Raw genomic sequence first — 16,396 nt, forward strand, 5'->3', positions numbered from 1 at the left:
TTTTGTTTTATTATGGTTAAAAAGCATTCTGTACTTTTAATGAACAACGCTATTTTTACCAGTGCCTTTAATGGTTTAGCGCAGGTTTTTGTCAAAAACCAGACTAAAATCTCTATTTTTCAGGCGATTAAGCAAAGATAATATTCTGAAATCAGGCAGAGATAAACAAATAAAAGTGCAGTTTGCAGCATAAAATAACGGTACAAAGCGCCGAATAAATCACTACCCTTCAGGTTAAAATTCTGCTTATTTTTCGATCCATGTGTTTTCAAACTGCCCATCGCGTTGCCAAAAAACTAATCACCTGGTTAATGAGAATAAAAAGAGGAAGCCGCTGAGTGAATAAATTGAGTACACTGCCCCTACTCAATCTGATTTGGACAAGTAGCTAATGAAACTGACTATCGTGCGTCTGGTGACCTTTAGCGACCAGGATCATATCGACCTGGGCAAGATCTGGCCGGAATATTCCCCTTCGTCTCTGCGCGTTGATGAGACCCACCGTATTTATGCCGCGCGTTTTAACGAGCGCCTGCTGGCTGCGGTACGCGTCACCCTGAGCGGTACAGAAGGGGCGCTGGACTCGCTGCGCGTACGTGACGTCACCCGTCGTCGCGGTGTGGGACAGTATTTAATTGAAGAAGTGATCCGTGAAAACCCGAGCGTGACCTCATGGTGGATGGCCGATGTGGGCGTGGAAGACCGCGGCGTGATGGCGGCGTTTATGCAGGCGTTAGGGTTTACGGCACAGGAGAGCGGGTGGGAGAAGCGCCAGGATTGATTTGTGCGGCCTGATGCGTGCGGTGCGGCCTGATGCCCTCACCCCGGCCCTCTCCCACGGGGAGAGGGAGAACACATTAAAAAAGGCAACTTACGTTGCCTTTTTGCTTTTATTTGGCGTCTGTCGCCGTGCCGTTAGCATGCCAGTCAAACACGCCGAACTCGAAGCCCTTCAGGTCGCCCTTCGCATCCCAGGAAAGTGGCCCCATGACGGTCTCGACGGTATTCGCTTTCAACCAGGTGGCAATCTCAGCCGGGTCGGCTGACTGGTTCAGGCCCGCCTGCAGAGACTGCAGCGCCGCGTAGGTGGTCCAGACGAACGCGCCGCTTGGATCCTGTTTCTTCGCCTTGATGGCATCCACGATAGGTTTGTTCGCAGGGACCTGGTCGTAGTTCTTCGGCTTGGTCACCAGCAGGCCTTCCGCTGATTCACCCGCAATGTTAGACAGGGACACGTTCGCCACGCCTTCCGGGCCCATAAACTGGGTTTTCAGGCCCGCAGCGCGCGCCTGGCGCAGGATCTGGCCCATTTCCGGGTGGTAGCCACCGTAGTAAACGAAATCAATATTCTCTTTCTTCAGACGCGCCACCAGGGTGGAGAAGTCTTTCTCACCGGCGGTGATCCCGTCGAAGAACACCACGTCAGCATTGGCTTTCTTGAGGTTGTCCTGCACTGAACGCGCCAGACCTTCACCGTACTGCTGCTTGTCGTGAACGATAGCGATGCGCTTCGGTTTCACTTTTTCAACGATGTATTTCGCTGCGGTTGGGCCCTGGTCAGAGTCCAGGCCGGTGGTGCGCAGGGTCAGCTTGTAGCCGCGCGCGGTCAGCTCTGGTGCGGTCGCCGCCGGGGTGATCATCAGAATACCTTCGTCTTCGTAAATGTCAGACGCTGGCTGAGTAGAGGAAGAGCACAGGTGACCGATAACGTATTTGATCCCGTCGTTCACCACTTTGTTCGCGACCGCGACCGCTTGTTTCGGGTCACAGGCATCATCATATTTTACGATCTGCAGTTTTTCGCCTTTAATACCGCCCTTAGCATTAATGTCTGCAACCGCCTGCTCAGCGCCGGTAAATTCCTGGTCGCCGTACTGTGCTACCGGACCGGACATTGCGCCAACAACAGCCACCTTGATGTCTGCCTGTGCCATGGTGCTGAATGCCAACGCGATACATCCTGCCAGTAACGCTTTACCCTTCATGTTCATCCTGAGATTCCCCATTATTATGGTTATTACGATTGTTGTGATGTTGTTGTGCAGCGCTTTATGTCATTTATAGGTGTGCTGTCCGCGCTTTTTCAGCATACTCTGCTAAAACATACCCGATTTTTATGATTTTGGAATAGCTAATTTGAAATGAATATATGCCAGGCCCGGCTGGGATTTTCGCCGGGCATGTGGCTTTAACGTGTCAGCGACGCGGAGATAATGTCCAGCGCTTTACGGAACTGCGCTTCAGGGATAGTCAGCGGATAGAGGAAGCGAATGACGTTGCCGTAGACGCCGCAGCTCAGAAGAAGCAGCCCTTCCTGCAACGCGCGATCCTGGACCTGGCGGGTAAATTCCGGCGAAGGCTGACCCGTTTGCGGGTCGTTAAACTCCACGGCCACCATCGAGCCCTGCGCGCGAATGTCAGCGATATACGGGCAGTGTTCCTTCGCCTTGTTCAGCACTTCCACCAGGTGATGGCCAAGATGCGCCGAGCGCGTGCAGAGATCCTCTTCATCAATCACGTCGAGCACGGCATGCGCCGCCGCAATCGCCAGCGGGTTTCCGGCGTAGGTACCGCCCAGCCCGCCCGGCGCGGGTGCGTCCATCACCTCCGCACGGCCCGACACCGCAGAAAGCGGCATTCCGCCCGCCAGGCTTTTCGCCATGGTGATCAGATCGGGCTTCACGCAGTGGTGTTCCATCGAGAACAGCTTGCCGGTACGGGCAAAGCCGCTTTGTACCTCGTCGGCAATCAGCAAAATACCGTGGGTGTCGCACAGGGCGCGCAGCGCCTGCATAAAATCAGCTGGCGCAATGTTGAAACCGCCCTCTCCCTGAACCGGTTCGAGAATAATGGCCGCGACCTGGTCGGGGGCGATGTCCGCTTTAAAGATGCGTTCCAGGCTTTTCAACGCTTCCGCCGTGCTGACGCCGTGCAGTTCATTCGGATACTGCGCGTGATACACCGATCCGGGGAACGGGCCAAAGCCGAGCTTGTACGGCGCAACTTTGCCGGTCAGCGCCATGGTCATAAAGGTGCGCCCGTGGAACGCGCCGCCAAAGGTAATAAGGCCGGGACGTTTGGTGTACGCCCGGGCAATTTTGACCGCGTTTTCGACCGCCTCAGCTCCCGTGGAGAAGAACGCCGTTTTAGCCGGACCGTCAACGGGCACGCGCTGGTTGATGCGCTCTGCAAGCGCGACATAGCTTTCGTACGGCACGATCTGGTACGCCGTATGGGTAAACGCATGGAGTTGCTTTTCAATGGCGGAAATGACTTTTGGATGGCGATGGCCGGTATTCAGCACCGCGATCCCGGCGGCGAAGTCGATGTACTCGTTGCCTTCCACGTCCCACACCGTGGCGTTTTCAGCTTTATCGGCATAGAAGTTACACATCACGCCGATGCCGCGCGGCGTCGCCTGTAAACGCCGGTCGTTCAGTTCGTTATTTTTCACCCTGTCCCCCTGAGAAAGTCGCCTGCTTAGCGCATCAGTAAGTGTTTGCCAGGGGGAGGGAATTCGCCAGAGCGGGCGCTAAAAAAACAAAACCCCCGAATTTGCATTCGAGGGTTCTCGGTGTACTTCGCGGAAATTACGCTTCGATAGCGGCGCGAAGTTTTTTCATGGCGTTCTTTTCAAGCTGACGGACACGTTCCGCAGAAACGCCGTAGCGGTCGGCCAGCTCCTGCAGCGTGGACTTGTTGTCTTCGTCCAGCCAGCGGGCGCGGATAATATCCTGGCTACGTTCGTCGAGGCCTTCCATCGCATGGGTCAGCTTGTTCGCGGCCTGATCTTCCCAGTTATCCTCTTCGATGCCATCAGCAAAGTTAGAGGTTTTATCCTGCAGATACAGAACCGGTGCCATCGGCTGGCTGTCAGATGCGTCGTCGTCGGAGGACATATCAAAGGTCATGTCCTGCGCGGCCATACGGGATTCCATCTCACGCACGTCTTTGCTGGTTACGCCCAGCTCGCGCGCCACCATTTCCACTTCATCCTGGTTGAACCAGCCCAGACGCTGCTTGGTTTTACGCAGGTTAAAGAACAGCTTGCGCTGCGCTTTTGTCGTGGCGACTTTCACGATACGCCAGTTGCGCAGTACGTATTCGTGAATTTCTGCTTTGATCCAGTGCACGGCGAAGGAGACCAGTCGTACACCCACTTCCGGGTTGAAGCGACGTACAGCCTTCATCAGACCGATGTTACCTTCCTGAATCAAGTCCGCCTGCGGCAGGCCGTAGCCCGCATAATTACGAGCAACGTGAACAACAAAGCGCAGGTGAGACAGGATCAGCGTCTTAGCTGCTTCCAGATCGCCCTGGTAATGCAGCTTTTCAGCAAGCTCCTTTTCTTCCTCGGCCGTTAACATCGGCCAGGTGTTCGCAGCCCGGATATAAGATTCCAGGTTACCAACAGGGGCTAAAGCTAAAGTTTGCATTTCTTTGGTCATTCATTCCTCTCAATGTTTCTTCTGGTCCAGGTCGTCCCCGTCAGGCAACAACCATGCCAAAGCGTTTGAGCAACGAGATTAGCATTCACTCTTTTATCAGACAGTGATTTTATCCACAAGTTCCAGGTGCAACGGTGAATAAATTACGCACAAAATGTGACATGGAAATGATAACAGGGGGAGCGACAACAGGGACGCTTTCCCTGCAGAGCGAACATCTCGGTGCAGGGAAAGATTATATCACGCTTTTATTAGTCGGGAGTAAAGTGACGTAAATGTTGAACGGTTGCCAGCCAGGCTGCCACCCACCCAATCATCGAGCAAACCAGCAGCAGTAACAGGCACTCATCGAACCCTAAGCCGCTGATATCAAACTTCGTTCCGAAAACCTGCGCCACTTCAGTCACGGCAGACGAAAGCCGCATCACCAAAATTTCTGACAATATCAGTGAAAGAAATGCGCCGGAAAAACCGAGCAATGCGCCGCCGTAAAGGAACGGTCGGAGGATGAAGCCATCCGTCGCACCAATCAGTTTCTGCACGTTGATGGTATCGCGACGGGCAAAGATGCTCAGGCGTACGCTGTTACCAATGACGAGGAAGACCGCCGCCACCATCAGCACGCCAATCATCGCAGCGACGCGTCCTACCAGCCCGGTAAGGGCAGCAAGGCGCGCGAACCAGCTGTCGTCCATGCGCACTTCATCAATGCCCTTAATGCGCGTGATGCGATCGCGCAGGGTGTTAAGCGAATCGGTCCCCTGGAAATCCAGCTTCGGGATCACCACCGCCACGGCGGGCAGCGGGTTCTCTTCGAGCATATCCAGCGCGCCGCCAAAGCCAGACCAGTTACGGAATTCGCCCAGCGCGTCTTCACGTGAGAGATAGTTGACCTTCTCCACGCCCTGCTCGGCCTGGATTTGCCCAACCACCTGCGCCGCGGCGTTATCGTCGAGCGCTTTATCCATATAGACCGTGATCTGCGGCGACGGATAATACTGCGAAGCCGCCTGGTTGACGTTTTTATAGACCATATAGCAGACGCTTGGCAGCGTCAGGGAGATGGCAATCACCATCACCGTCAGGAACGTCGCCAGCGGTTTGCTTTTCAGGTCCTGCAGCGCGCCGTGGAAGGCGTAGCGTACCTGCTCGTTAAACACGTTGGTTTTACGGGAGGCCGGTTTTGGCGCGGCCTTCTGGCGCTTCGGCGCATTACGATTGCCGTCACCACCGCCCTGCGGCTTACGGAAACGGTCAAACCGGTTCCCGAACTGCCGAATCTGGTTCATTGCATCACGCTTGTTCACCGTGGCCTCCGTGCAAATGCCCGTCGCTCAGGGTCAGCATGCGGTACGAACGACGGGAAATGAGCCCGATGTCGTGCGTCGCCATCAATACCGTGACCCCTACGCGGTTGAATTCCTCAAACAGACGCAAAATCCCTTCGGACAGGGCATCGTCCAGGTTACCGGTTGGTTCATCCGCCAGCAGTACGGCAGGCTTGTTCACCACCGCACGGGCGATGCCCACGCGCTGCTGTTCACCGCCGGAAAGCTGGATCGGGAAATTCTTCGCTTTGTCCAGCAGCCCGACCTTATCCAGCGCCGCAGAGACGCGACGGCGGATATCGTCATAGCTGGCGCCGGCAATAATCAGCGGAATGGCCACGTTATCGAAAACGGTGCGATCCATCAGCAGGTGGTGATCCTGGAAAATCATGCCGATCTGACGACGCAGGAACGGCACTTCGCGGTTTTTCAGGCGGCTGATCTCATGGCCGCCGAAAAAGATTTTCCCGGCGCTTGGCCGCTCGATCCCACAGATAAGCTTGAGCAGGGTACTTTTCCCCGCGCCGGAATGGCCGGTCAGGAATGCCATCTCGCCCGGCTGCAGGTGGAATGTCACCCCCTGCAGCGCTTGTCTCCCACCGAGATAGGCCTTGCTGACGTGTTCAAAGCGAATCATTGTTAGTCCTCTCGGGCAAATAATGCCTCAATAAAGTCGTCCGCTTTAAACGGACGCAAATCCTCAATACGCTCGCCCACACCGATGTAGCGGATAGGAATGCCGAACTGATCGGCCACGGAGAAGATCACCCCGCCTTTCGCGGTGCCGTCCAGTTTGGTCAGTGCGATCCCCGTCAGTCCTACCGCTTCATTGAACAGCTTCGCCTGACTGATGGCGTTCTGTCCGGTGCTGGCATCAATGGTCAGCATAATTTCATGCGGTGCGTCTTCGTCCAGCTTCTTCATGACGCGAACGATTTTCTTCAACTCTTCCATCAGGTGCGATTTGTTCTGCAAACGCCCTGCGGTATCGGCAATCAGCACGTCCACGTTGCGCGCCTTCGCCGCCTGGATGGCGTCAAAGATCACGGACGCGGAATCCGCGCCGGTATGCTGGGCAATCACCGGAATGTTGTTGCGCTGGCCCCAGACCTGCAGCTGCTCAACCGCTGCCGCACGGAAGGTATCGCCCGCCGCCAGCATCACCGATTTGCCCTGCTGCTCGAACTGACGCGCCAGCTTGCCGATGGTGGTGGTTTTACCCACGCCGTTCACGCCAACCATCAGAATAACAAATGGCGTTTTGCCTTCAATATTAAGCGGTTCGTCAACTTTTGCGAGAATTTCGCCCATCTCGTCCTTCAGCAGACCGTACAGCGCCTCGGCGTCGCGCAGCTGTTTGCGGCTCGCACCTTCGGTCAGGTTGGCGATGATCTTACGGGTGGTTTCCACCCCGACGTCCGCAATCAGCAGCTGTTCTTCCAGCTCTTCAAACAGATCGTCGTCGATCTTCTTGCCGCGGAACAGACTGATAAATCCGGAACCTAAGTTTTCTTTGGTTTTGAGCAGGCTGCGCTTCAGGCGTGCGAAGAAACCTTCTTTGGTCGGTTTTTCCTGCTCCTGAACGATCTCTTCTTCCGGTTCTTCCTCCACCGGCACGACGATGACCGCTTCTTCAGCCGCTTCCGCCGCCAGCGCCTGGGCTTCCAGCTCTTCGTCGGTCAGTTCAGGCTCGAGTGCCGCCTCTTCTTCCACCGCCTCAACAATTTCAACGGTTTCCGCTTCGGCCTGCCACTCTTCGGCAGACACCTCTTCGACTTTCACCTCTTCCGGCAGCGGCAGCTCTTCGTGCTCGATTACGGCCTGCGGCGCTTCGGCAACGGTCTCAATGACAACCGGCTCTGGCTTCTCGCTCTCCTGAACCTGTTCAGTGACCTCAACCACCTCTTCTGCAAAGGATTCAATCTCTTCTTTGCTGTGCGCCGTTTCTTCCGCTTCGACTACCGCGGCGGTTTCTACAGGCGTTTCAGGCTGCGACTGCTCTTCAACGGCTTGTTGCTCTTCGGTTTTCTGTTCTGTTTCTTGCTCTTTTTCACCGAAGCCCAGCCAGGAAAAGAAGCCACGTTTTTTTTGTTTTGCCATCTGCGACTACACTCCTCGCGGCGCTATATACATGGAAGCTAAAAAAATGATGAAATAGTCTAACACTTTACTTAATTGACATCACCGCCCGCAATCGCAGGCCAATTGTTAACAGAGCTTTCCTGAGATGAAGAAACCCAACCGCGCCCCGGCCGGTCAAATTCGTATTATCGGCGGTCAGTGGCGAGGCCGGAAATTACCGGTGCCGGACAGCCCCGGTTTACGCCCTACTACCGACCGCGTGCGCGAGACGCTGTTTAACTGGCTGGCCCCGTCAATGGTAGACGCCCACTGCCTGGACTGCTTCGCCGGAAGCGGCGCGCTCGGGCTGGAAGCGCTGTCGCGCTATGCCGCCAGCGCCACGCTGCTGGAGATGGAGCGCGGCGTGGCGCAGACGCTGCAGCAAAATCTGGCGACGCTGAAGGCGGGCAACGCCAAAGTCGTGAACACTAACACGCTGAGTTTTCTTGCGCAGAAAGGCACGCCACATAACGTGGTATTTGTCGACCCGCCGTTCCGCAAGGGGCTGCTGGAAGAGACGCTATCCCTGCTGGAGCAAAATGGCTGGCTGGCGGATGACGCGCTAATTTACGTTGAAAGCGAAGTGGAAAACGGTTTGCCGCCGGTTCCCACTCACTGGGATCTGCACCGTGAAAAAGTCGCGGGTCAGGTTGCTTATCGTCTGTATCACCGTCAGGCACAAGGAGGATCCAATGCCGGTACTGATTAACCTGGGACGTTTGCTGATGCTGGGCGTCTGGGCGTTCTTGATTCTGAATCTGGTGCACCCGTTCCCGCGCCCGATGAACATTTTCGTTAACGTGGCGCTGATTTTCACGTCGTTTATGCACGCCCTGCAGATGGTGATGCTGAAAAACGGCCTGCCGAAAGACGGCCCGCAGATGACGGGCTGGCAGCAGCTGCGCGTGTTTATTTTCGGCGTGTTTGAGCTGCTGGTGTGGATGAAAAAGTTTAAGGCGCAGGTGAAGAAGTAAGGTGCGGCCTGATGCCCTCACCCTAACCCTCTCCCCGTGGGAGAGGGGACTGTTCGTGCATTATTCCGTCCTGAACCCCTCAAACCGCGACCCTTTGTAGCTCAACGTCCCTTTCTCCCCCACCGTCAGCTGATGATACTGCTGCGCCTCCAGGCGGAAGGTCATCTCCAGGCCGCCCGTTTCCGGCTTAAAGCTCGCTTCATAGCGCATGCTGGTTCCCGCAGGCGTCACCTGCTGCTGGCGCGAGCGGCGGTCGTTGAGGGGTTTCTCACGCTTGTTCATCACCACCACGCGCTTTTGTATCAGCGGCGCGGCATCGTTATCCGCCTTCTCGCGGCGCTGCTGAACGAAACGGAACGAGGCGGCAATAACGATAATCGCCACCACGATAATGAAAAAAAGCGGCATCTTGCTCATTCTAAAATCCCATAAGATTATGCGGAATTCAGGATACATTGCCTGTACCGCCATTGCCAAACGCCCGCCCGCGTCACTACACTGGATCAGAAACTGATTATTCAGACTTAACAGATACAGGGAGTTAATATGCTTTGGTCATTTATCGCTGTCTGTTTTTCCGCATGGCTTTATGTCGATGCGTCGTACCGCGGTCCCGCCTGGCAGCGCTGGTTGTTTAAACCGGTCACGCTGTTGCTCCTGCTGCTGCTGGCCTGGCAAGCGCCGATGTTTAACGCCGTCAGCTATCTGGTGCTCGCCGGGCTGTGTGCGTCCCTGATAGGCGATGCGCTGACCCTGCTCCCCCGCCAGCGTCTGCTCTATGCCGTGGGCGCGTTCTTCCTGTCGCATCTGCTCTATACCATCTACTTTGCCAGCCAGATGACGCTCTCCTTCTTCTGGCCGCTGCCGCTGGTGCTGCTGGTGATTGGCGCACTGCTGATTGCGGTGATCTGGTCACGTCTGGAAGAGATGCGTTTGCCGGTCTGTACCTTTATCGCCATGACGCTGGTGATGGTGTGGCTGGCGGGCGAGCTGTGGTTCTTCCGCCCGACCGCTCCGGCGATGTCCGCGTTCTTCGGTGCCGCGCTGCTGCTGATCGGGAATGTCGTCTGGCTGGGCAGCCACTATCGCCGCCGCTTCCGGGCGGATAACGCGATTGCCGCCGCCTGCTACTTTGCCGGGCATTTCCTGATTGTGCGTTCGCTGTATATCTAAATAGCGCTTGACTCTGGAGTCGACTCCAGAGTGTATGCTGCGGTTAATGAGAAAATTATCATTGCCGGAGACTGCCATGTCGACTCCAGAAATACCTAAAAAAGTACCTCAATTCTCGGCACTTAAGCTCAGCCCGGCTCCGTCGAAAGACGACTGCTGCTGCGAAGGCGTGTGCGAAACGCCAACTCAACCCCTTCCTGAAAGCGGCAACCGCTTCAGCTGGGTCGTCAACGGCATGGACTGCGCGGCCTGCGCGCGCAAAGTGGAAAACGCGGTGATGCAGGTACCGGGCGTGAGTCACGTTCAGGTACTGTTCGCCACCGAAAAGCTGCTGGTTAGCGCCGATAACGACATCAGCAAGCAGGTTGAAGCCGCCGTCAGCAAGGCGGGTTATACCCTGCGTAGCGAAACGGCGCCCGTTGAAAAAGCCTCTTCCCTGAAAGAAAACCTGCCGCTCATTACCATCATCATCATGATGGCCCTGAGCTGGGGGCTGGAACAGATTAACCATCCGTTCGGCAATCTGGCGTTTATCGCCACCACGCTGGTCGGGCTGTTCCCGATTGCCCGTCAGGCGCTGCGCCTGATGAAAAGCGGCAGCTGGTTTGCCATCGAAACGCTGATGAGCGTGGCGGCAATCGGCGCGCTGTTCATTGGCGCGACGGCGGAAGCGGCGATGGTGCTGCTGCTGTTCTTAATCGGCGAACGTCTTGAGGGCTGGGCGGCGAGCCGGGCGCGTAAAGGGGTCAGCGCGCTGATGGCGCTGAAGCCGGAAACCGCCACTCGCGTAATAAACGGCACGCGTGAAACGGTCGCCATCACTACGCTGCGCCCGGGCGACGTGATTGAAGTGGCCGCAGGGGGGCGTCTGCCTGCCGACGGCGCGCTGCTTACCGCCACCGCGAGCTTTGATGAAAGCGCCCTGACCGGGGAATCCCTTCCGGTAGAGCGTGCCGCAGGTGAAAAAGTGCCTGCTGGCGCCACCAGCGTCGACCGTCTGGTGCAGCTCACCGTGCTTTCCGAGCCGGGCGACAGTGCCATCGACCGCATCCTGAAGCTAATTGAAGAGGCAGAGGAGCGCCGCGCGCCGGTCGAACGCTTTATCGATCGCTTCAGCCGGATTTATACCCCTGCCATCATGCTGGTTGCCCTGCTGGTCACCGTCGTCCCGCCGCTGTTCTTTGGCGCGCCGTGGGAGGGCTGGATTTATAAAGGGCTGACGCTGCTGCTGATTGGCTGCCCGTGCGCGCTGGTGATCTCCACCCCGGCGGCGATTACCTCCGGGCTGGCGGCTGCGGCACGTCGCGGGGCGCTGATTAAGGGCGGCGCGGCGCTGGAGCAGCTGAGCCAGGTCCAGCATATCGCCTTCGATAAAACCGGTACGTTAACCGTCGGCAAGCCGCAGGTGACCGGCGTGTATCCGCAGGAAATCAGTGAAGATGAGCTGCTTACGCTGGCCGCCGCCGTTGAGCAGGGGTCCACTCACCCGCTGGCGCAGGCGATTGTGCGTGAAGCGCAGTCACGCGGGCTGAACATCCCCCCGGCAACCGCCCAACGGGCGCTGGTCGGGTCAGGGATTGAGGCCACCGTTGACGATAAAAAGGTGCTGATTGTCGCGGCGGGCAAGTCTTCTCATCCAGAGGTTGAGGCGTTAGAACAGACCGGACAAACCGTCGTGGTCGTCCTGCAGGACGGCGTCACGAAAGGGATGCTGGCGCTGCGCGATACCCTGCGCGATGACGCAAAAGAAGCCGTGGCGGCGCTGCATCAGCTAGGCGTGCAGGGCGTTATACTCACCGGTGATAACCCTCGCGCGGCGGCAGCGATTGCGGGTGAGCTGGGGCTGGAGTTTAAAGCTGGATTATTGCCCGCGGATAAGGTCAGCGCGGTAACGGAGCTGAACGCTCACGCGCCGCTGGCGATGGTCGGTGACGGGATTAACGATGCCCCGGCGATGAAAGCGTCCACCATTGGTATTGCGATGGGCAGCGGCACCGACGTGGCGCTGGAAACGGCCGACGCGGCATTGACGCACAACCGCCTGACCGGGCTGGCGCAGATGATTAGCCTGGCGCGGGCGACGCGGGCCAATATCCGTCAGAACATCGGTATCGCGCTCGGGCTGAAAGGGGTTTTCCTGGTGACGACCCTGCTCGGCATGACCGGATTGTGGCTGGCGGTGCTGGCGGATACCGGAGCAACGGTGCTGGTGACGGCGAACGCGCTTCGGCTGCTGCGTCGCCGGTAAAAAAACGCCCGGTGGCGCTGACGCTTACCGGGCCTACTATATCCTGCTAAATCGTAGGCCGGGTAAGGCGAAGCCGCCACCCGGCTTTTTTTATAAGAAATAGCTCATCGCCAGGCCTAAAAACAGCACCAGACCGACGTAGTTGTTGTTCATAAACGCTTTAAAGCAGGCGTCGCGCTCACGCTTCGCAATCAGCTTTTGCTGGTACGCAAACAGCAGTCCCGCCACCAGCACGGACCAATAAAACTCCCAGTTCAGCCCGTTCAGGCGACCGATAGCGACCATCAGCGCCAGTACCGCGACCTGCAGGATACCGATAATCAGCTTGTCCTGACGACCAAAGAGGATGGCGGTTGATTTGATGCCAATTTTCAGGTCATCGTCGCGGTCTACCATCGCGTATTGCGTGTCATACGCCACCGCCCAGAGAATGTTCGCCAGGAACATCAGCCAGCAGCTGAGCGGTAAGGACTCACTAACCGCCGCAAACGCCATCGGAATCGACCAGCCAAACGCCGCGCCCAGCACCACCTGAGGCAGGTGGGTATAGCGCTTCATAAACGGATACACCCAGGCCAACGCCAGCGCCGCTACGGAAAGCAGAATGGTCATGGTGTTGAGGGTTAACACCAGCAGGAAAGAGAGCAGCACCAGAACAATGAACAGCACGCGGGCTTCTTTCCCGGTGACCTGTCCGCTGGGTAACGGACGACCGGCAGTACGCTTAACATGGCCGTCGAATTTACGGTCGGCATAGTCATTCACCACGCAGCCCGCCGCGCGCATCAGCCAGACGCCGGCAACGAATACGCCCAGGATCCACAGCGGCGGTACGCCCGGTGTGGCAAGCCACAGTGCCCACAGGGTTGGCCACAATAGCAGTAACGCGCCAATCGGTTTATCGGTACGCATTAAGCGGTGATACGCCAACAGCTTATTCTGCGTCAGGCTCCACTCCATTTTTTCTTCCTCTTAGTACAACGGTGATGCCGGTAAAAAAAGCTCCGTCAGAATTAACGGCTTACCGCTCAGGCGAAGGCGGGAACGACGCCCCCAGAGTTCGGCATCACGACCAATCTCAATAAAATCTCGGGTAAGCTCAGACGAGGTGAAAAGGTAACGCCCCAGCGGCGTTTTCCCCAGACGCTGCAGCGCCAGTTCTGGCCCGGAAAGGGTGGACTCGGGCACCACCGTCCGCCCGGCAAGCCATGGCTCACCGTCAGCACAGAGTAAAATTTCGCGCAGCCAGTAACGTGGCTCCTGCGGCAGCAGCGGCAGCTCGCTGGCGATCTCATCGCCAGAAACAAACCCTTCCTGAATCAGGGTCACCGTGACCGTTTTACCCTGTTGCTCAAAACGTTTCGTCATGGAATCTTCCAGCAACAGCCAGTCAAGCTGCTGCGGATCAAGCGCAGGTATTTGGTCGAAATAGCGCAGCGCACGCAGTTGCGTTAGCGCAGGGTGTGACATGCCAGACTCTCCGATACATAACGTAATGGCATTGTATCGCAGAAACACGGATTGAGGGGGGCCAAACGTTATTTAACGATCACGATCGCAACATGGGCGCAACAGCCTGGCGGATACGAAAAAAAGTGCGCCCACTCAGGCGCACCAAACTACTAACAAATCAGCACTGTGGGGAAACGGTTACCCCTTGCCTTTTACACTGCTGATAAAGGTGGAACGGGCAGTGGTTGAACCTAAACGTTCGGCTTCATCAAGCAATTTCAGCGCTTTATCGACATCGCCGCGCTTCACCGCCTGCTTAATGGCGTTGTTGAAGTACTCTTCGGTGTCGTTCAGTACCGGTTTGGATGGCTTCGCTGGAGCCGGGGCAGCGGCTGGTGCGGCTACTGGCGCAGCGGCGACAGGCGCGGCATAGGCTGGTGCAGCCGTGTTACCGACGGTTACCGGACCCGGACCAGACGAACCAAACAGTGGGCCAACCAGTACGCTGGAAGCGCTATTGGTGGAGACTTTTAACTTCACCAGACCATCCGTTGCGTGGCGGGCAATAGGATCAGGAATATCCGGTACCGCGTTGCCGGTACCTTTCGCATACGCTTTTGCAGGGTCAACTAAGGTGGTTTTTTGTTGTAAATCTTTCTCAGTAGTAAATACCAGCACGTAGATTTTTTGCTGACCCAGAGCCGGGGTCAGACGCATCACGCCTTGCAGGCGGTCAGCACTCATTACGCCGGGCTCCTGGTAGGTAAAGTACTCGCTCGGGAAGAATGCTGATGGCGTCATGTTTTGATCGAGGATCAGCACATTCGGCGCAAATACGCTGGTCTGTTTATTCACTTCGCTGGTTAGCGTTAACGTAAGCTCACCGATATTGGCCGGGACACTATAAGCCGCAACGGGACCCGTGATACCGGGCACATTCAGCTGCTGCCCACCAGTTGAAAGCTGTGTGGATTGCGTTTTGGATTGATCAACCGGTATCCAGGTCAGTTGCTGCAGCGCCGCCGCCGGAACTGAAGGCGCCGTAGTTGTATTCTGAGGAACAAAATTTACTTCTGCGAATGTCAGAGCCGGCACACTGGCCAGCAGCCCCGCAGAGAGGCACAGCGCGACGAGACTTTTCTTCATTTTCATTGTTATTACCTCTGATAGCGTGAGGACTGCGGTGGCCAGGCAATAGCGCGCAGTACCCTAAGGAGAGAGGGGCTTACGCCCCTCTTTTCAGGTCATTACGTCAGGTATTGCGAATTACCACCAGATTTCCATCTGGGCACCGAAGCTCCACTCATCAGTGTCACCGCGGCCAAGGCCTGCAGTCTGCATACCGAAGTTGGAGTTGTAGTTGGAGCTTGTGGAGATCGGGCTACCGGCGGTGTCGTAACCCCACTTCTCATCCCACTTGGCGTAGGTTGCGAAGACACGGATTGCCGGACGAGACCAGATGCTGTCGCCAGCCTGCCACTGTTGAGCCAGAGTGATTTTGTACTGGTTGTTGGTTTCGTCAGTTTTCTGAGATTTGACGTTGTCGTAGCCCACTTCCAGCAGGGTACTCATGATTGGCGTCCATTTGTACATAGGACGCACGCCGACGGTCCACCATTTGGTGCCGTTGTTGTTATCCCAGTCGATATCCTGGTACATACCGACGTACATCAGATCCCAGTTGTCGGCCAGGGAAATTGCACCGTGGTCGAGGATACGCAGCAGGCTACCGTTGTTGTTGATGCCATAACCGTAGAGTTTGCCGTCGGTATCGTCCTTACCAAGACCAATGCTAGCCCCCTGGTTCAGACCTTTACCCTGAGAGGTCATGGAGTCCGTTGCATACTGAACAACAAATTTGTTATAGCCTTTCAGCATGCTCTGGGTATGTTCTGCGGTGAACATCCAACCATCTTTCGATGCTTTTGGCTGCAGGTAGTAGTTATCGTTAACGTTGGTGTGACCGTAGTCGACACCCAGTTCCAATGTACCGCCTGGGTTGACTTCCATCTGAGCTAAACGCACGTCAAACACGTCGTTGGCAGTGTCGGTGGTGTAGTCACGGACGCTGTTGCTGGCGAAGGTTGAAGAACCGCCAGCTTCAGTGGAGCGGCTGGCTGCCAGAGAGAGCTTACCGAAGCCCAGATCGATGTTTTCGATACCGGCACCAGGACCTGAAATATCCCAGTAGTAGAAGTCGATCATGTGAACGTCATGACGCTGATAGAAGCGCTTACCGGCCCAGATGGTGGAGCCTGGCAGCCATTCAATCAGGTTTTTACCCTGCACGTTAGCTTCACGGAACGCCGGGTCAGTCGCTTCCCAGTCGTTCTGCTGCGCAACGGAATACGCGACGTTGGTGTCGAAATAGAAGCTCTTATCGCCTTCTTTCCACACTTCCTGACCCAGTTTCAATTCCGCATAGGTTTCACATTCGTTACCAAGACGGTATTTACTTTGAGCACCCGTTGCCTGGAAGCACTGCTGAGCACCGCCACTCCCGGTCCAGCCAATGCCGGAACGAGCATAACCTTTAAAGTCCACGGCGCCTGCCTGGGCAGACAGGATGCCTGCCGCAACGGCGATTGCCAGAGGGACTTGTTTGCGCAGAGTAATCATCATTCTATCTCCTGAGATCATTGCTTTTCTTTG

Annotated in this window: 16 protein-coding genes; 5 read left to right on the top strand and 11 right to left on the bottom strand. The window is 56.4% G+C overall.

Annotated elements, in window-relative coordinates; all coding sequences use genetic code 11:
* Positions 1-391 precede the first annotated feature (391 nt).
* Positions 392-781 carry an aspartate 1-decarboxylase autocleavage activator PanM gene (gene panM, locus KIF87_RS16855; protein ID WP_121426223.1) on the top strand — a complete coding sequence of 130 codons (390 nt, stop codon included), beginning with the start codon at positions 392-394 and terminating at the stop codon, positions 779-781.
* Between the two features lie 109 nt (positions 782-890).
* On the opposite strand, the gene livJ is transcribed toward panM, so the two are convergent.
* The 6 genes from livJ to ftsY form a co-directional block, all read right to left on the bottom strand.
* A complete protein-coding gene (gene livJ, locus KIF87_RS16860; RefSeq protein WP_072163886.1) occupies positions 891-1,991 on the bottom strand; it encodes a branched chain amino acid ABC transporter substrate-binding protein LivJ in 1,101 nt (366 codons plus the stop codon).
* A 197-nt stretch (positions 1,992-2,188) separates the two neighbouring features.
* On the bottom strand, positions 2,189-3,454 hold the full coding sequence (locus KIF87_RS16865; protein ID WP_023334144.1) for a 4-aminobutyrate--2-oxoglutarate transaminase: 1,266 nt from the start codon (positions 3,452-3,454) through the stop codon (positions 2,189-2,191).
* A 136-nt stretch (positions 3,455-3,590) separates the two neighbouring features.
* Positions 3,591-4,448: an RNA polymerase sigma factor RpoH gene (gene rpoH, locus KIF87_RS16870; protein WP_024906692.1), complete on the bottom strand. Its 858-nt coding sequence runs from the start codon at positions 4,446-4,448 to the stop codon at positions 3,591-3,593.
* Positions 4,449-4,699: 251 nt separating this feature from the next.
* Positions 4,700-5,755, bottom strand: coding sequence for a permease-like cell division protein FtsX (gene ftsX / locus KIF87_RS16875; RefSeq protein WP_029741817.1), 1,056 nt, complete (start codon positions 5,753-5,755; stop codon positions 4,700-4,702).
* Complete coding sequence (ftsE, locus tag KIF87_RS16880; RefSeq protein WP_023310016.1) at positions 5,742-6,413, bottom strand: cell division ATP-binding protein FtsE; 672 nt, start codon at positions 6,411-6,413, stop codon at positions 5,742-5,744. The genes ftsX and ftsE overlap by 14 nt, the downstream gene beginning before the upstream one ends.
* A gap of 2 nt (positions 6,414-6,415) precedes the next feature.
* The gene (gene ftsY, locus KIF87_RS16885; protein ID WP_213329702.1) at positions 6,416-7,876 is read right to left on the bottom strand and encodes a signal recognition particle-docking protein FtsY; all 1,461 of its coding nucleotides are present in this window, start codon (positions 7,874-7,876) and stop codon (positions 6,416-6,418) included.
* A gap of 127 nt (positions 7,877-8,003) precedes the next feature.
* Between ftsY and rsmD the strand changes: the two genes are divergently transcribed.
* Positions 8,004-8,606, top strand: a complete 603-nt coding sequence (rsmD, locus tag KIF87_RS16890) for a 16S rRNA (guanine(966)-N(2))-methyltransferase (RefSeq protein WP_213329704.1) — start codon at positions 8,004-8,006, stop codon at positions 8,604-8,606.
* A complete protein-coding gene (locus KIF87_RS16895; RefSeq protein WP_010436509.1) occupies positions 8,590-8,871 on the top strand; it encodes a DUF1145 family protein in 282 nt (93 codons plus the stop codon). Before rsmD ends, KIF87_RS16895 begins: the two co-directional genes overlap by 17 nt.
* 60 nt (positions 8,872-8,931) lie before the next feature.
* On the opposite strand, the gene KIF87_RS16900 is transcribed toward KIF87_RS16895, so the two are convergent.
* A complete protein-coding gene (locus KIF87_RS16900) occupies positions 8,932-9,288 on the bottom strand; it encodes a DUF2500 domain-containing protein (RefSeq protein ID WP_213329706.1) in 357 nt (118 codons plus the stop codon).
* A gap of 129 nt (positions 9,289-9,417) precedes the next feature.
* Between KIF87_RS16900 and KIF87_RS16905 the strand changes: the two genes are divergently transcribed.
* Both KIF87_RS16905 and zntA read left to right on the top strand, forming a co-directional pair.
* Positions 9,418-10,044, top strand: a complete 627-nt coding sequence (locus KIF87_RS16905; RefSeq protein WP_213329708.1) for a lysoplasmalogenase — start codon at positions 9,418-9,420, stop codon at positions 10,042-10,044.
* A 76-nt stretch (positions 10,045-10,120) separates the two neighbouring features.
* On the top strand, positions 10,121-12,292 hold the full coding sequence (gene zntA / locus KIF87_RS16910; protein WP_213329710.1) for a Zn(II)/Cd(II)/Pb(II) translocating P-type ATPase ZntA: 2,172 nt from the start codon (positions 10,121-10,123) through the stop codon (positions 12,290-12,292).
* A gap of 90 nt (positions 12,293-12,382) precedes the next feature.
* Here the strand turns inward: zntA and ubiA are convergent, their stop codons facing one another.
* The 4 genes from ubiA to KIF87_RS16930 form a co-directional block, all read right to left on the bottom strand.
* A complete protein-coding gene (gene ubiA / locus KIF87_RS16915) occupies positions 12,383-13,252 on the bottom strand; it encodes a 4-hydroxybenzoate octaprenyltransferase (RefSeq protein ID WP_047650908.1) in 870 nt (289 codons plus the stop codon).
* 12 nt (positions 13,253-13,264) lie between these two features.
* Positions 13,265-13,762: a chorismate lyase gene (ubiC, locus tag KIF87_RS16920; RefSeq protein ID WP_023334136.1), complete on the bottom strand. Its 498-nt coding sequence runs from the start codon at positions 13,760-13,762 to the stop codon at positions 13,265-13,267.
* A 180-nt stretch (positions 13,763-13,942) separates the two neighbouring features.
* On the bottom strand, positions 13,943-14,896 hold the full coding sequence (malM, locus tag KIF87_RS16925) for a maltose operon protein MalM (protein WP_213329712.1): 954 nt from the start codon (positions 14,894-14,896) through the stop codon (positions 13,943-13,945).
* 114 nt (positions 14,897-15,010) lie between these two features.
* Positions 15,011-16,366: a maltoporin gene (locus KIF87_RS16930; RefSeq protein ID WP_213329714.1), complete on the bottom strand. Its 1,356-nt coding sequence runs from the start codon at positions 16,364-16,366 to the stop codon at positions 15,011-15,013.
* Positions 16,367-16,396: the final 30 nt, after the last annotated feature.

Origin of the sequence: Enterobacter sp. 120016, from assembly GCF_018383635.1 — a bacterium.
In the GTDB taxonomy this organism is placed as follows: Bacteria; Pseudomonadota; Gammaproteobacteria; order Enterobacterales; family Enterobacteriaceae; genus Enterobacter; species Enterobacter asburiae_D.